Genomic DNA, 14,710 nt, shown 5'->3' with positions numbered 1-14,710 from the left:
TGATATATCAGTTGCTCATTAGTTGGCTCTCAGAATGGTGCTCAGATGGCAACGAACTCGTCGACCAGCACATTCACCTCCTCCCTCGCTCTCCCGCTCAGCGAGCTCGACCCGGATGTCGCCACCGCGGTGGACGCCGAGCTGCACCGCCAGCAGTCGACCCTCGAGATGATCGCCTCGGAGAACTTCGCCCCGGCCGCCGTGATGGAGGCGCAGGGCTCGGTGCTGACCAACAAGTACGCCGAGGGCTACCCGGGCCGTCGTTACTACGGGGGCTGCGAACACGTCGACGTCATCGAGCAGTTGGCCATCGCCCGGGTGAAGGAACTCTTCGGCGCCGAGGCCGCGAACGTGCAGCCGCACTCGGGAGCCCAGGCCAACGCGGCGGCGATGTTCGCGCTGCTCAAGCCCGGCGACACGATCCTCGGCCTGGACCTGGCGCACGGCGGCCACCTGACCCACGGCATGCGCCTCAACTACTCCGGCAAGCTGTACAACGTCGTGCCGTACCACGTGCGCGAGTCCGACCTGCGCATCGACATGGACGAGGTCGAGCAGCTCGCTCTCGCGCACCGGCCGAAGCTGATCGTCGCCGGCTGGTCGGCCTATCCCCGTCGGCTGGACTTCCCCGCGTTCCGGCGGATCGCCGACGAGGTGGGCGCGTATCTGATGGTGGACATGGCGCATTTCGCCGGTCTGGTGGCCGCGGGCCTGCACCCGAGCCCGGTGCCGTACGCCGATGTCGTGACCACGACCACGCACAAGACCCTCGGCGGTCCGCGCGGCGGAGTGATCCTCAGCCGGGCCGACCTGGCCAAGAAGATCAACTCCGCCGTCTTCCCGGGGCAGCAGGGCGGCCCGTTGGAGCATGTCATCGCGGCGAAGGCGGTCGCCTTCAAGGTGGCGGCGAGCGAGGAGTTCAAGGAGCGTCAGCAGCGCACCCTGGACGGCGCCCGCATCCTCGCCGGGCGACTGCTGGCCGACGACGTGGCCGAGGCCGGGATCACCGTGCTGACCGGCGGAACCGAAGTCCATCTGGTCCTGGTCGACCTGCGGAACTCCGCGCTCGACGGACAGCAGGCCGAGGACCGGTTGCACCGCATCGGCATCACCGTCAACCGCAACGCGGTGCCGTTCGACCCCCGCCCGCCGATGGTCTCCTCGGGCCTGCGGATCGGCACCCCCGCCCTGGCCACCCGCGGCTTCGGCGCGGCGGAGTTCCGGGAGGTCGCCGACATCATCGCCGAGACGCTGAAGGGCGAACAGCCCGACGACGAACTGCGCGCCCGGGTCGAGAAGCTCGCCGCCGCCTTCCCCCTCTACCCCCACCTGAACGGAGAAGCGGCATGACCACCGAGTCGCTGCCGGAGCACCCGGACTGGCTCTGGCGCAACCCCGACCCGCGCCCCTCGTACGACGTCGTCATCGTCGGCGCGGGCGGCCACGGCCTGGCCACCGCCTACTACCTCGCCAAGAACCACGGCATCACCAATGTCGCCGTCCTGGAGAAGGGTTGGCTGGCCGGCGGCAACATGGCCCGCAACACCACGATCATCCGCTCGAACTACCTGTGGGACGAGAGCGCGGCCATCTACGAGCACGCCCTCAAGCTGTGGGAGCGGCTCCCCGAGGAGCTGGACTACGACTTCCTGTTCAGCCAGCGCGGCGTTCTCAACCTCGCGCACACCCTCCAGGACGTCCGCGAGGGCATGCGTCGCGTGAGCGCCAACCGCCTCAACGGAGTCGACGCCGAGTGGCTCGAACCGGACGAGGTCGCCAAGGTCTGCCCCATCCTCAACGTCTCGTCGCGCACCCGGTATCCGGTCCTCGGCGGCACCTTCCAGCCACGGGCCGGCATCGCCAAGCACGACCACGTGGCCTGGGCGCTCGCACGCCGGGCCGACGAGATGGGCGTGGACCTGATCCAGGGCTGCGAGGTCACCGGCTTCCTCAAGGACGGCGACCGCGTCGTGGGCGTCGAGACCAATCGCGGCCGGATCCTCGCCGGGCGGGTCGGCCTCGCGGCCGCCGGGCACAGCAGCGTGCTGGCCGAGCGGGCGGGCGTACGGCTGCCGGTGCAGTCGCATCCGTTGCAGGCGCTGGTCTCCGAGCTGCACGAGCCGGTGCACCCCACCGTCGTCATGTCGAACCACGTCCACGTGTACGTCTCCCAGGCCCACAAGGGCGAGTTGGTGATGGGCGCGGGCGTCGACTCGTACAACGGCTATGGGCAGCGCGGCTCCTTCCACGTGATCGAGCAGCAGATGGCCGCCGCCGTCGAGCTGTTCCCCGTCTTCGCCCGCGCGCATGTGCTGCGGACCTGGGGCGGCATCGTCGACGTCACCCCGGACGCCTCCCCGATCATCGGCACCACGCCCGTCGAGAACCTGTACGTCAACTGCGGCTGGGGAACCGGCGGATTCAAGGCCACCCCGGCCGCGGGCTGGACCTTCGCGCACACCATCGCCACCGGTGAGCCGCACCCCCTCAACGCCCCCTTCGCCCTCGAACGCTTCACCACGGGCGCACTGATCGACGAACACGGCGCCGCGGCCGTGGCCCACTGAGGAGGACACCATGTTGCTGATCACCTGCCCATGGTGCGGACCGCGGGACGAGACCGAGTACCACTACGGCGGACAGGCCCACGTCCCCTACCCCGAGAACCCCGCGGACCTCACCGACGAGCAGTGGGCCGAGTACGTCTTCTACCGCGACAACCCCAAGGGCCCCTTCGCCGAGCGGTGGATGCACAGCACCGGCTGCCGCCGCTGGTTCAACGTCCTGCGCGACACCGCAAGTTACGAGGTGCTCGCCGCCTACCGGCTCGACGAGCCCCGCCCCGGAGGGACCCGATGACCGACCAGTACTTCCGGCTCGAGCAGGGTGGCCGCATCGACCGCGGCACCGTGCTCCGGTTCACCGTCGACGGGCGGGAGTTGACCGGGCACCCCGGTGACACCGTCGCCTCGGCCATGCTGGCGAACGGCCTCGTCGAGGTCGCCCCGTCGCTCTACCGCGGCCGCCCGCGCGGCATCGTCTCCGCGGGCGTCGAGGAGCCCAATGCCCTGTTGCAGCTCGACGGTTCGTGCTCGGAGGGCATGCTGCCGGCGACGACCGTGGAGCTGTACGACGGACTGACCGCCACGACCCTCTCCGCGATGGGACGGCTCGACCCCACCCCCGACCCCGCCGTCTACGACAAGAAGTACGCGCACACCGACGTCCTGGTCGTCGGCGCCGGCCCGGCCGGGCTCGCGGCCGCCGCCACTGCCGCGGACTCCGGTGCCCGCGTGATCCTCGTCGACGACCAGCCCGAGCCCGGCGGTTCACTGCTCGCCGACACCGACGTCACCTGGGTCGCCGACGTCCGCGCGGCCCTCGACGCCGCCCCCGAGGTCGTCGTACTGCAACGCACCACAGCCTTCGGGTCGTACGACGACAACTACGTGCTGGCACTGCAACGGCGTACGGACCACCTCGGCACCGCTGCTCCCGACGGCGTCTCACGCCAGCGGCTGTGGCACATCAGGGCCCGCCAAGTGGTCCTGGCGACCGGCGCTCACGAGCGTCCGCTGGTCTTCGCGGGCAACGACCGCCCCGGAGTGATGCTCGCCGCGGCCGTGCGCACATACCTCAACCGGTACGCCGTGGCCCCGGGTTCGCGTGCCGTGGTGAGCACAACCAACGACAGCGCCTACGACACGGTCGCCGATCTCCACGCCGCGGGGATCGACCTCGCCGTTGTCGTCGACGCGCGCCCGGAGCTGTCCGACCGGGCCGCGGAGGTCGCCGCGGCGACCGGAGTGCGGATGCTGACCGGCAGTGCGGTCGTCGACACCGCGGGGGAGAGGCGGCTCAGTGGCGTCACCGTCCAGGCCCTCGACGGCGACGGCCAATTCACCGGTGAGCCGGAGTCGTTCAACTGCGATCTGCTCGCCGTCTCCGGAGGCTGGAGCCCGGTGGTGCACCTGCACAGCCAGCGTCAGGGACGGCTGCGCTGGGACGAGGACCTGGTCGCCTTCGTCCCCGACGGCGCCGTACGGAACCAGCAGGTCGTCGGTGCCGCCCATGGGACGTACGACCTCGACGGCTGCCGAGCCGAAGGAGCCCGCGCCGGTGCACGCGCCGCGACGGACGCCGGGTTCCCGGTCGCCCTGCCGTCTGCTGTTGCGCGGCGCGAAGCAGGCCCGATGCGCGCCCTGTGGCTGGTGCCTTCCCCAACCGGCAGTTGGGACACCCACTACGTCGACCTGCAACGCGACGTCACCGCCGGCGACGTCCTGCGCTCCACCGGCGCCGGCATGCGAGGCGTCGAGCACGTCAAGCGCTACACCTCGCTCGGCACGGCCAACGACCAGGGCAAGACCTCCGGCGTCAACGCGATCGGCGTGATCGCCGAGTTCCTCGGTGGAGCACCGGGAGAGATCGGCACCACGGCCTACCGGGCGCCGTACACGCCGGTGGCGTTCGCCGCTCTGGCCGGGCGTGAGCGCGGCGAGTTGTTCGACCCGGAGCGGACGACGTCCATCCACTCCTGGCACCTCGCCCACGGGGCGCTGTTCGAGGACGTCGGACAGTGGAAGCGCCCCTGGTACTACCCCCAGCCGGGCGAGGACATGGACACGGCCGTGGCCCGCGAGTGCCGCGCGGCCCGCGAGGGCGTGGCATTCATGGACGCCTCCACCCTCGGCAAGATCGAGATCTGGGGCGCGGACGCGGGCGAGTTCCTCAACCGCATCTACACCAACGCCTTCAAGAAGCTCAAGCCCGGCATGGCCCGCTACGGCGTCATGTGCAAGCCCGACGGCATGATCTTCGACGACGGCGTGACCCTGCGCCTCGACGACAACCGCTACTTCATGACCACCACGACCGGCGGCGCCGCCAAGGTCCTGGACTGGCTGGAGGAATGGCTGCAGACCGAGTGGCCCGAACTCGACGTCCACTGCACCTCGGTGACCGAACAGTGGGCGACGATCGCCGTGGTCGGCCCCCGGTCGCGCCAGGTCGTCGCCCAACTCGCGCCCGACGTGGACCTGTCCGCCGAGGCGTTCCCCTTCATGGCCTTCCGCGAGACGACCCTGGCCTCCGGAATCCCGGCCCGCATCTGCCGGATCTCCTTCTCCGGCGAACTCGCCTACGAGATCAACGTCTCCGCGTGGTACGGCCTGGCCGTCTGGGAGCAGGTCCACGAGGCCGGCCGACCGTACGGCATCACCCCGTACGGCACCGAGACCATGCACGTCCTGCGGGCCGAGAAGGGCTACATCATCGTCGGCCAAGACACCGACGGCACCGTCACTCCACAGGACGCGGGCATGTCCTGGGTGGTCTCGAAGCAGAAGGACTTCATCGGAAAGCGGTCCTACGCCCGCACCGACACCGCCCGCACCGACCGCAAGCAACTCGTCGGACTGCTACCGAGCGATCGTACGACCCGGCTGCCCGAGGGCACCCAGCTCGTCGCCCCGGACGTCACCCTGGAGGCGGTGCCCGTGCCGATGCTCGGCCATGTCACCTCCAGCTACCACAGCCCGGCCCTCGGCCGCCCCTTCGCTCTCGCCCTCGTCGCCGACGGGCGGGCAAGGATCGGCGAGACCCTGCTCGCCCCGGTGGGCCAGGACCTGGTGCCCGTCGAGGTGACCGACTTCGTCCTCTACGACCCCGAAGGGACCAAGCGCGATGGCTGAGCTGACCGAGGCAGGGCCGGTGCATCTGCGCCGCAGCCCGCTGGCACATCTGGAGCAGCGGATGCGCGCCGCGACGGTCACGGGCGCCCGCGGCGTCGCGCTGACCGAGCGGCCGTTCCTCACGATGGTGAACCTGCGTGTCGACCCCGCTTCCGAAGCGGCCGACCGCATGGAGAAGGCGCTGGGAGCGTCGCTCCCTCGGCAGTGCGGCCGTACCACTGCGGCCGGCCCCCGTACGGTTCTCTGGCTCGGCCCCGACGAGTGGCTCGTCCTGGCCGAAGGGGCCTCTGTGGCCAGTGAGTTGAAGGAGGCACTCGGCGCAGACCCGGGCTCGGTCGTGGACGTCTCGGCGAACCGCACCACGCTGGAGCTGACCGGCCCGGCCGCCCGGCAGGCGCTGGAGAAGGGCTGCCCGCTGGACCTGCACCCCCGGGCCTTCGGCCCCGGCCGGGCGGTGTCCACCACGGTGGGACCCGTCGCCGTGCTGCTCTGGCAGGTCGACGACGTACCGACATACCGCCTGCTGCCACGGTCCTCGTTCGCCGACTACCTGGCGCGCTGGCTCATCGACGCGATGAGCGAGTACCGCGGTCCGGAGGTGGACTGATGGGGGCGCCGGTCGAGCACGTACTCACTCTCGACTGCCCCGAGGCGCCCGGCATCGTCCATGCCGTCTCGCGATTCCTGCTCGAACACGGCAGCGACATCATCGACAACCAGCAGTTCGGCGACCGCCGCGACGGTCACTTCTTCATGCGGGTGCATTTCGCTGCCACCCTCGGCGGTGAGAACACGGTGGAGACCTTGCGGCGCGACTTCGCCGCCGTGGCCGCCCCGTTCGCCATGCGATGGCACCTCGAACCGACCAGCGCCCGGCCCCGCGTGCTGATCATGGTGTCCCGCTACGGCCACTGCCTCAACGACCTGCTCTTCCGCGCCCGCAGCGGCGACCTGCCCATCGATGTGGTCGCCGTGGTGTCCAACCACCGCGACCATGAGGCGCTCGTCGCCTGGCACGGCATCCCGTTCTTCCATGTGCCGGTCACCGCCGCGGCCAAGACCGAGGCCGAAGCCCGACTCCTGGAGATCGTCGACTCGTTCGACGCCGACCTGGTGGTCCTGGCGCGCTATATGCAGGTGCTCTCCGACGACCTGTGCACCCGGCTCGCCGGCCGGGTCATCAACATCCACCACTCGTTCCTGCCGAGCTTCAAGGGGGCCAAGCCCTACCACCAGGCACATGACCGCGGCGTCAAACTCGTCGGCGCCACCGCCCATTACGTCACCGCCGACCTCGACGAAGGCCCGATCATCGCCCAGGAGGTCATCGACGTCGACCACAGCCACACGCCCGACGACCTGGCCGCCATCGGCCGCGACGCGGAGTCCGCGGCGCTGGCCCGGGCGGTCCGATGGCACTGCGAGGGCCGGGTGTTCGTCCAGGGCAGGCGGACGGTGGTGCTGCGCTGACGCTGTCCGGGGGCGCTTCGTGCGGGTGAAGTTCGGGCGGTCATCCGGACGCCGCCCGCGCGGCGTGCGTCCGGCCGTGGCGGGCGTGGTGTGCCCTGAGACGTCAGGTCGGCACACGCGTGAAGGAGACACACGGCATGTTCGGACAATCGCAGGCGTTCAGCGGCTTCTCCGTCGATGACCTCGGCAAGGCCCGCCAGTTCTACGGTGAGACCCTCGGTCTCGAGGTGGCGGAGGAGGGGCAGGGGGACATGCGGATGCTGACCATCAAGCTCGGCAGCGGCGCCAAGGTCTTCGTCTACCCCAAGGAAACGCACACCCCCGCGTCGTTCACGATTCTCAACTTCCCGGTGGACGACATCGAGACCGCGGTCGGTGATCTGGAGCGCCGCGGCGTGACCCTTGAGCGCTACTCCGAATTCGACCACGACGCGAAGGGCATCGTGCGGGTCGGCAACGGCGGCCCCGCGGCGATCGCGTGGTTTACGGACCCGGCCGGAAACGTTCTCTCCGTGCTCCAGGAGAACTGACTGACCATCGAGCGTTGAGCCGCCGTTTCAGGGTCGGCGCCCCCAGGCCATGAGCATGCCCGGGCCGAGTTCGGCGAGCCCGGGCGAGGCCAAGTAGGCCAGGGCCTCCTCGACGGTGGCGGCATCGACCCGGCCGGTCGCCTCCAGCGCGGGGCGCATCCGCTGCCAGGTCCCCGACCAGAAGCGGGCCAACGGGCCGTCGGCGACCAGGGGCGGGCAGTACAGCTCCGCGGCGACGTCCGCCAGGCCTTCCTCCCGCAGGAAGTGCGGGTATGCCGGTACGGGGGAGATGTCGGTGCCGATCGTCGTGCGCAGCGCCTCCCACATGGCGTCCATGGTCCGCCGGTAGGCGGAGGAGACATCGAGGCCGTCGGGCAGTTCCACGGCGTCGCCGAGCAGGATCCGGCCGCCCGGGTTCAGCCGGCTCGCCAGCCGGGAGACGAGGCGGCGCCGTTCGGGCAGGTGCATCAGCACGAACCGGGCGTGGATCAGGTCGAAGGTGCCCAGGTTCAGGCTGTCGTCGGTGAGATCCGCGGTGACCACCCGCAGGCCGGGGTCCGCCAGTTCGTCCAGCGCGCCGGTGTCCCGGTCCACAGCGACCACCTCCGCGACGCCCGCCTCCCGCAGCAGCCAGCGCGCCACGGTGCCGGTGCCCGCCCCCACCTCCAGGCAGCGCAGGCCAGGACCGGCTCCCAGCGCCCGGAGCCGGTGGGTGGTGACGGGGTCGTAGACCACCGCGGCATCGTCGATCCGCTCCTACTCGCGCGGGTGGCCGGGGTCGAACAGGTCCTGCCCGTAGTGGCCAGGTGGGTCAGTCATGGCCGTTCTCCAAGCATGTCGGCGGCCCGGGAAGAACCGGGGCGTGATCCGACGCTAGAGCCGCAGCTTGGGTGCGGCCATCGGGGAGGGCCTGCGTGAGCACTGGTCGGGGCACAGGGCCGCCTCGGCGACCCCTGTGGCTCCGATCGAGTGGACTCGCCTGAACGGGTGCGGGAGCGGGGACCTCTGCCGGGCACCGATGGTGATGTTGCGGTCTGAAGCCCCCTGAACTGGAAGAGGCGCCCCGTCATGCGACGTACCCCCACCCGCCGTCTGTTCGCCACGGCCCTGCTCGTGGCGTCCGTGATCGCCCCCATGACGGTGACTCCCGCCGCGGCCGTGCAGGTCTCGTGCGTCGACCGGCACGGCACGGACGACTGCCCGCAGCACAGTCTGGGACCCAAGCTGACTGCCCGGCTGGACAAGGCCATCGAGGACGTCCGCCGGCAGGCCGACATCCCCGGCGTCGTCGTCGGACTGTGGATGCCGGGCAAGGGAAGCTACGTCCGCGCGACCGGCGTGGCCGACACCGCCACCGGACGGCCGATGACCAGTGACATGTACGTGCGCATCGGCAGCGAGACCAAGACCTTCACAGTCACCGCGCTGCTCAAGCTCGTCGACGCCGGCCGGATCCGCCTGGACGACCCGATCTCGAAGTACGTCAAGGGCGTGCCGAACGGCCGCAACATCACCCTGCGTCACCTCGCCGAGATGCGCAGCGGCCTGTACCCCTACACCTTCGACGCCGACTTCCAGCACGACCTGTTGAGTGACCCGAACGGCACGTACACGCCCCATGAGCTGCTTGCCTACGGCTACAAGCACAAGAACACGTCCGCCCCGGGCAAGAAGTTCCAGTACTCCAACAGCAACCTCATCCTCCTCGGCCTGGTGATCGAGAAGGTCACCGGTCGTCCGCTCGCCGAGGTCATCCACAAGGGAGTGCTCCGCCCGGCTCACCTGCGTGACACGCTCTTCCCGGACAACGCCGAGATCCCCGACCCGCACCCGCAGGGCTACACCAACCAAACGCTGAGCGGCGAGGTCACCGACGCCACCCACTGGAACCCCAGTTGGGCCTGGGCGGCCGGCGCCATGATCTCGAACCTGCACGACCTGCGGCGCTGGGCGAAGATCGTCGCCACCGGCACGCTGCTGAGCCCCAAGACCCAGGCGGAGCGACTCAAGACGCTGCCGACGGGCTTCCCCGGGACCAGCTACGGCCTGGGCATCCTCAACAGCGGCGGCTGGATCGGGCACAACGGCTCCATCCCGGGCTACGAGACGGTGACCGTCTACCTGCCCTCGAAGAAGGCGACCTTGGTGCTGATGATGAACACGGACATCACCTACCAGGGCCAGGAGCCGTCCTCGCTGGTCGCCCGGGCGATCACCCAGATCGTGACCCCGAAGAACGTGTACGACCGCCCGGTCCCGCCGCGCTAGCGGCCCGGGCCGGTCGTCCCACGGCCAAGCAAGCGCCAGGCCAAGGTCTGCATCGCGCAGACCGAAGCCACGCACTACGGCAAGGGCGTGCTCGTCCTGGACGACTGGATCGCCCAGCGCATCGCCGCCGCGCTCGCCCCGGACCACCCCATCCCCCAACTTCGGCTGATCCGCGCCTGTGATGGGCCACCATTGTCGGGGCCCGTGGCTATGTGTGCGGCCGCCATGCCCGGGTGGGGAGAGGTGACTTGGCGACCACGCGAGCAGACGCCGGGACACCTCCCGGCCGCAGGCCGCCGACCAAGCCGACGATCACCACGGCGATGCCCAGCCAGACCCACGGCCCCGGCATGCCGGTGCCCGCCGCGGCGCTCACCGCCGCTGCGGCGAGCGGAGCGATCCCGGTCAGCAGTCCGGCTCGTCCGGCCCCCGCGGAGCGTACGGTCGAGTACCACAGGACGAAGGCGACCGCCGTCACCATCAGCGCCAGGTAGCCGGCAGCCGCCCACTCGGCCCCGGACACCTCCCGGGCGGCCGAAGGCCCTTCCAGCGTCACCCCGAGAACGGTCAGCATCACACCGCCCAGCCATGTCGCGTGCAGGGACACTCCCCACGGGCCGTGCCGTCGCAGCACCGGCACCGCGAGCAGCGTGAACGCGGCCTCACAGCCCAGGGCGAGCGCCGCCCAGGCCACCCCGACGGCGTCGGTCCGGCCGGTCCCCTCGACCAGCACCGCGCCCGCCATCACGACAGGTGCCGCCAGCAGGACCTGCCGGCTCGGCCCGCGCCCCTCCAGCAGAGGACCCACCACCCCCAGGACCAGCGGAACGCACGCCACCGCGACGGCGACCACCGCGGGCTCCGCATGGGCGACACCCCGGACCACGGCCACGTTGAACAACACCAGACCGGTGACCGCGATCCCGGCCAGCCACAGCCACTCCCGTCCGCGCGGCCGCACCGGACGCGCACCGGCGAGCCGGGCGATGACCAGGAGGATCGCGGTCGCGGCCAGATACCGGACGGCCTGTGTGGTGAACAGTGGAGCCTCGACAAGCGCCTGCGAGACGGTGACGCTGCTGCCGACCAGCGCCATGCCGATCATGCCGGGGACGAGCCGGACGAACGAAGCGGAAGGTGTGTCCATACCGTCCACCCTGGCCGCACAATGGATGCCATGGGCAGGTCCACAGAGCACCCCGGCAAGGGGTCCAAAAACCCGTATGCCACGGTTGCGGTCGGCTCGGACTTCCTCCAGTTGGACATCGGGCAGGCGCCGCCCGGCGGGCGTACCGCCTGGCTCGCCGGCCGGCTGCGGTCGGCCATCGCCGACGGCCGGCTGCCCGTCGGAGCACGGCTGCCCGCCAGCCGAGTCCTGGCCGAAGAGCTGTGCGTCACCCGGGGCGTGGTCACCGAGGCCTACCGGCGGCTCGCCGAGTCCGGCCAGATCGCCGGTCGCGGCCGACGCGGCACGGTGGTCGTGGCTGCCCCTGCTGCGCCCCGCCCGCGCGCCGACGGCCGAGCGGAGCCCGGGCCCGCGCTCTTCGACTCGCCCAACGAGGGCGCCGTCGACGTGCTGCGCACCCTGCCCTGCCGTATCGATCTCTCGCCGGGCGTCCCCGACCTCGCCGCCTTCCCCCGCACCGCCTGGCTGCGCGCCGAACGCGCTGTCCTCGCCGGGGTCACCCCGGGCGACTTCGGATACGGCGACCCCCAGGGCGCCCCCGCACTCCGCCGGGCCGTCGTCGGCTGGCTGGCCCGCAATCGCGGCATCCGTGCCGACCCGGACGAGGTGGTGGTGGTCGCGGGCGTGGCGCAGGCCCTGAGCCTGCTCGGGCAACTCCTGCGGGCGGACGGGATCCGCCGTATCGCCGTCGAGGACCCCGGATCCCTCGGAGCGCGCCAGCAGTTGGAGTACGGCGGCCATACGATCGTCCCCGTCCCCGTGGACGCGGGCGGCCTCGACGTCGGGGCGCTGCGTGCCAGTGGCGTCGGCGCGGTGCTGCTGACGCCGGCGCATCAGTTCCCCACCGGCGTCGTCCTCGACGGGGAACGCCGTCGCGAACTGCTGAGCTGGGCGGCCGACGGCGGGGTGGTCATCGAGGACGACTACGACGCCGAGCACCGCTACGACCGGCCGCCGGTGCCGGCGCTGCGCTCACTGCTGCCCGACGGCGTCTGCTACGCGGGCAGCGTGTCCAAACTCCTCGCACCCGCGCTGCGGGTGGGCTGGCTCCTCGTACCACCGGACCGACTGGACGCCGTGGTGACCGCCAAACGGTACGCCGACCTCGGCAACGGCATCCTCACCCAGCTGATCCTCGCCAGGCTCATGGACTCAGGGGAACTGGAACGGCATCTGCGCCATGTCCGGCAACGCCACCGGCGACGCCGGGACGTGATGCTGCGAGCCATGGAGAGGCACCTGCCCGGCGCCCGGGTCCACGGGGCGGCCGCCGGCCTGCACCTGATGGTCACCTTCGACGCCCCATCAGGCGACTTCCGCGACACCGACCTCGCCGCGGCCGCGCTCACCCGGGGAATCAAGGTGCATCCGCTGTCCTGGCACCGGATCAGCCCCGGCCCGCCCGGCCTGGTCCTCGGCTACGCGGCCGGTCCCGCCCATGAGATCGACGAGGGCATCGCCGTCATCGGAGAAGCACTGCGCACCCTGCACCCTAGCGGGTGACCAGCCCCGCAACGGCAGCCGCCGGTCAGCGCAGTGCACGGCCAATGGGTCCCGCCACGCTCGCGTGGGCGAGGTACTCGGCGATGTTGTGCGCCCTGTCCTTGCCGTTGGCGACCTCCGGCTGGTCGACCCTGCCCCAGCGGCTGTCGCGCAGCGGACAGCCGATGGCGACCGCATCCGCCGGGCACCAGGCGTTGAGCCATGTACGGACGTTCCCCGGCCGGTGCGGACCGGCGGTCAGGAGCCCGTCGTTAACGGCGTCCATGCCCAGCGGGCTGCCCACGGTCACCAGTACGGCCCGGTCGATCCCGGACGGCAGCCGGCTCATCAGGTCGACCCCTACGACGGTGCCCAGGCTGTGCGTGACGAAGACCAGTTCGCCGCGGTCTGGCATGGTCGCGGACACGACGTCCAACACCGCCTCCCGCACGCGCGTGTCGCTGAGATACCTCGCCACGTCCCGGAAGAACGCGTCAATGGTCCGTTCGTCGAGATCCGATCTGGCCGCCACCCAGCCCAGCGCGCGCCGGAACGTACGGACTGCGCCGTCGAGGCCCTCCTCGGCCGCCATGGCCTCCTGCCCCTCGAAGGCGTCCTCCGGCATGCCGACCCTGGCCGCCGCCTCAAAGAGCATCTGCTCGTACGCCTTGGTCTCCGATCCTATGGAGTCCGGGGCCGACGGGACACCGCCGAGGGACTCCTTCGAGCCCATCAACTCGGCCATCAGATCGCCGTAGAACGGGAACCAGGCGTTGGCCGGGTCGACCATGGGCAGTCCCACAGCCGCGAGGCCCTTGTTGAGGCCGGCGGCCCACTCGCGGCGGAGCGCCTCGGGGTCCTTCCCGTGCTGGCTCCTGCCGTGCAGATACACCAGGTGACGGTGGCCGCCGAAGGCGCCGTCCCGGGCGCGCAGGCCGGTCGCGGCCCGGCGTTCGGTCACGGCGAGGCCAGTGGGCCGCGCGCTCTCGGGCCCCGCTGCCTCATGCGGCACATGGCTGCCGAGCCCCGACTCGGGACCCATCTCGGCGAGCAGAGCGCGCTGCGTGGGCGTCGGGCGCGAGGACGCCACATGCCGCAGGACGGAGCTGATGCGTACGCCCTCGTTGGCCACCCAGGAAAGAGCGGCCTCGCCGTCGCCGGGCTGCCACACCGTGCCGTCCCTGCGCAGCGGCCGTCCGCTCGCGTCCGTGTCCGGGACGCCCATGTGATGGAGGGCGACCACTTCCCACTGGTCGTTGAAGACCGGGGAGCCCGAGTTGCCCGGCTCCGTGTCCGTTCGGTAGTGCAGGAAGTCGTCCAGGCGCGTGATCAGTTTGTTGTCGCGCAGTGCGATCTCCTTCAGGCGGCCGTCGGGGTGGCCGATGATGTTCACCAGTTCGCCGACGACCAGCTTTCCGGTGCGGCCGCTGAGCCGGTTCCAGCCGAACACCTCACCGGGCGATACGTCCCCGTCGACCGGGGCGAGCGCCACCAGGGCGTAGTCCAACGGCTCGTGGGCGATGAACAGTTCGTCGGGAGTGAGCTCCACCCGGACGATGTCGTCGGGGGAGTTGTCGATGCCGACCTGCGCGTCGAACTCGGCGAGGCACGTTCCGGCGAAGTCCGCGTCCGGCAGCACATGGTGATTGGTCATCAGGAGCCGAGGGGACACCAGAAAGCCCGTCCCAGCGGTAGTTCGCGGCCGTCGCGGCGCAGGGTGATCCGCGCGACCGTACGGGACGCACGGGCGCCGCGAGGCAGGAAGTTCGCTGCCTGCAGGTCGTTGGACAGGCCAATGATGCGCTCATGGGCCTGCGGGAGATCCAGCGGTTCGGCGTGGATCTGGGCGACGACGGCCGTGGCCGGAACGCCGCCACGGCTGAGGATGCGCTCGGCCCGGGCGGCCAGAGCCTGCGGTGTGTCGGGGAAGGGCACGCCCTCCGCGGTGCGAGCCTCGGCCTGCTCGCGTTCCTGCGCCGAATCGCGGTAGCGCCGGGCCGCGTCGGCGACTTGGCGGCGCTGCTCTTCGTGGGACTGCTCGACTTCTGGCGCGTCTATCGTGGGCATGCTCTCCCACCTCC

Annotated in this window: 13 protein-coding genes; 9 read left to right on the top strand and 4 right to left on the bottom strand. The window is 71.0% G+C overall.

Annotated elements, in window-relative coordinates; translation table 11 throughout:
• Positions 1-45: 45 nt before the first annotated feature.
• From glyA to OHT76_RS04160, 7 genes are all read left to right on the top strand, one after another.
• A complete protein-coding gene (glyA, locus tag OHT76_RS04190; RefSeq protein WP_328869358.1) occupies positions 46-1,350 on the top strand; it encodes a serine hydroxymethyltransferase in 1,305 nt (434 codons plus the stop codon).
• Entirely contained in the window at positions 1,347-2,567 is a 1,221-nt protein-coding gene (locus OHT76_RS04185) for a sarcosine oxidase subunit beta family protein (protein ID WP_328869357.1), read from the top strand. The genes glyA and OHT76_RS04185 overlap by 4 nt, the downstream gene beginning before the upstream one ends.
• Before the next feature lie 10 nt (positions 2,568-2,577).
• Complete coding sequence (locus tag OHT76_RS04180; protein ID WP_328869356.1) at positions 2,578-2,859, top strand: sarcosine oxidase subunit delta; 282 nt, start codon at positions 2,578-2,580, stop codon at positions 2,857-2,859.
• Positions 2,856-5,693 carry a sarcosine oxidase subunit alpha family protein gene (locus OHT76_RS04175; protein WP_328869355.1) on the top strand — a complete coding sequence of 946 codons (2,838 nt, stop codon included), beginning with the start codon at positions 2,856-2,858 and terminating at the stop codon, positions 5,691-5,693. Before OHT76_RS04180 ends, OHT76_RS04175 begins: the two co-directional genes overlap by 4 nt.
• On the top strand, positions 5,686-6,300 hold the full coding sequence (locus OHT76_RS04170; protein ID WP_328869354.1) for a sarcosine oxidase subunit gamma: 615 nt from the start codon (positions 5,686-5,688) through the stop codon (positions 6,298-6,300). The genes OHT76_RS04175 and OHT76_RS04170 overlap by 8 nt, the downstream gene beginning before the upstream one ends.
• A complete protein-coding gene (gene purU, locus OHT76_RS04165; RefSeq protein WP_328869353.1) occupies positions 6,300-7,163 on the top strand; it encodes a formyltetrahydrofolate deformylase in 864 nt (287 codons plus the stop codon). Before OHT76_RS04170 ends, purU begins: the two co-directional genes overlap by 1 nt.
• A gap of 137 nt (positions 7,164-7,300) precedes the next feature.
• On the top strand, positions 7,301-7,693 hold the full coding sequence (locus tag OHT76_RS04160; protein WP_328869352.1) for a VOC family protein: 393 nt from the start codon (positions 7,301-7,303) through the stop codon (positions 7,691-7,693).
• A gap of 27 nt (positions 7,694-7,720) precedes the next feature.
• Here the strand turns inward: OHT76_RS04160 and OHT76_RS04155 are convergent, their stop codons facing one another.
• Positions 7,721-8,428 carry a methyltransferase gene (locus OHT76_RS04155; protein ID WP_328869351.1) on the bottom strand — a complete coding sequence of 236 codons (708 nt, stop codon included), beginning with the start codon at positions 8,426-8,428 and terminating at the stop codon, positions 7,721-7,723.
• Positions 8,429-8,761: 333 nt separating this feature from the next.
• On the opposite strand from OHT76_RS04155, the gene OHT76_RS04150 reads away from it, so the two are divergent.
• Positions 8,762-9,961 (top strand): serine hydrolase domain-containing protein, encoded by a 1,200-nt coding sequence (locus tag OHT76_RS04150; RefSeq protein WP_328869350.1) that lies wholly within the window; start codon positions 8,762-8,764, stop codon positions 9,959-9,961.
• Between the two features lie 208 nt (positions 9,962-10,169).
• Here OHT76_RS04150 and OHT76_RS04145 read toward each other — a convergent pair whose 3' ends face one another.
• Complete coding sequence (locus tag OHT76_RS04145; RefSeq protein WP_328869349.1) at positions 10,170-11,108, bottom strand: DMT family transporter; 939 nt, start codon at positions 11,106-11,108, stop codon at positions 10,170-10,172.
• 30 nt (positions 11,109-11,138) lie between these two features.
• Here OHT76_RS04145 and pdxR point away from each other — a divergent pair, with 30 nt between their 5' ends.
• On the top strand, positions 11,139-12,650 hold the full coding sequence (pdxR, locus tag OHT76_RS04140) for a MocR-like pyridoxine biosynthesis transcription factor PdxR (protein WP_443049713.1): 1,512 nt from the start codon (positions 11,139-11,141) through the stop codon (positions 12,648-12,650).
• A gap of 25 nt (positions 12,651-12,675) precedes the next feature.
• On the opposite strand, the gene OHT76_RS04135 is transcribed toward pdxR, so the two are convergent.
• On the bottom strand, positions 12,676-14,283 hold the full coding sequence (locus OHT76_RS04135; RefSeq protein ID WP_328869347.1) for a trypsin-like serine peptidase: 1,608 nt from the start codon (positions 14,281-14,283) through the stop codon (positions 12,676-12,678).
• Entirely contained in the window at positions 14,283-14,696 is a 414-nt protein-coding gene (locus OHT76_RS04130; RefSeq protein WP_328869346.1) for a hypothetical protein, read from the bottom strand. Before OHT76_RS04130 ends, OHT76_RS04135 begins: the two co-directional genes overlap by 1 nt.
• Between the last annotated feature and the right edge of the window lie 14 nt (positions 14,697-14,710).

It is taken from the genome of Streptomyces sp. NBC_00287 (assembly GCF_036173105.1).
Lineage (GTDB): Bacteria > Actinomycetota > Actinomycetes > Streptomycetales > Streptomycetaceae > Streptomyces.
The sequence above is the reverse complement of the archived record's forward strand: the minus strand, read 5'-3'. Positions and strand labels throughout refer to the sequence as shown.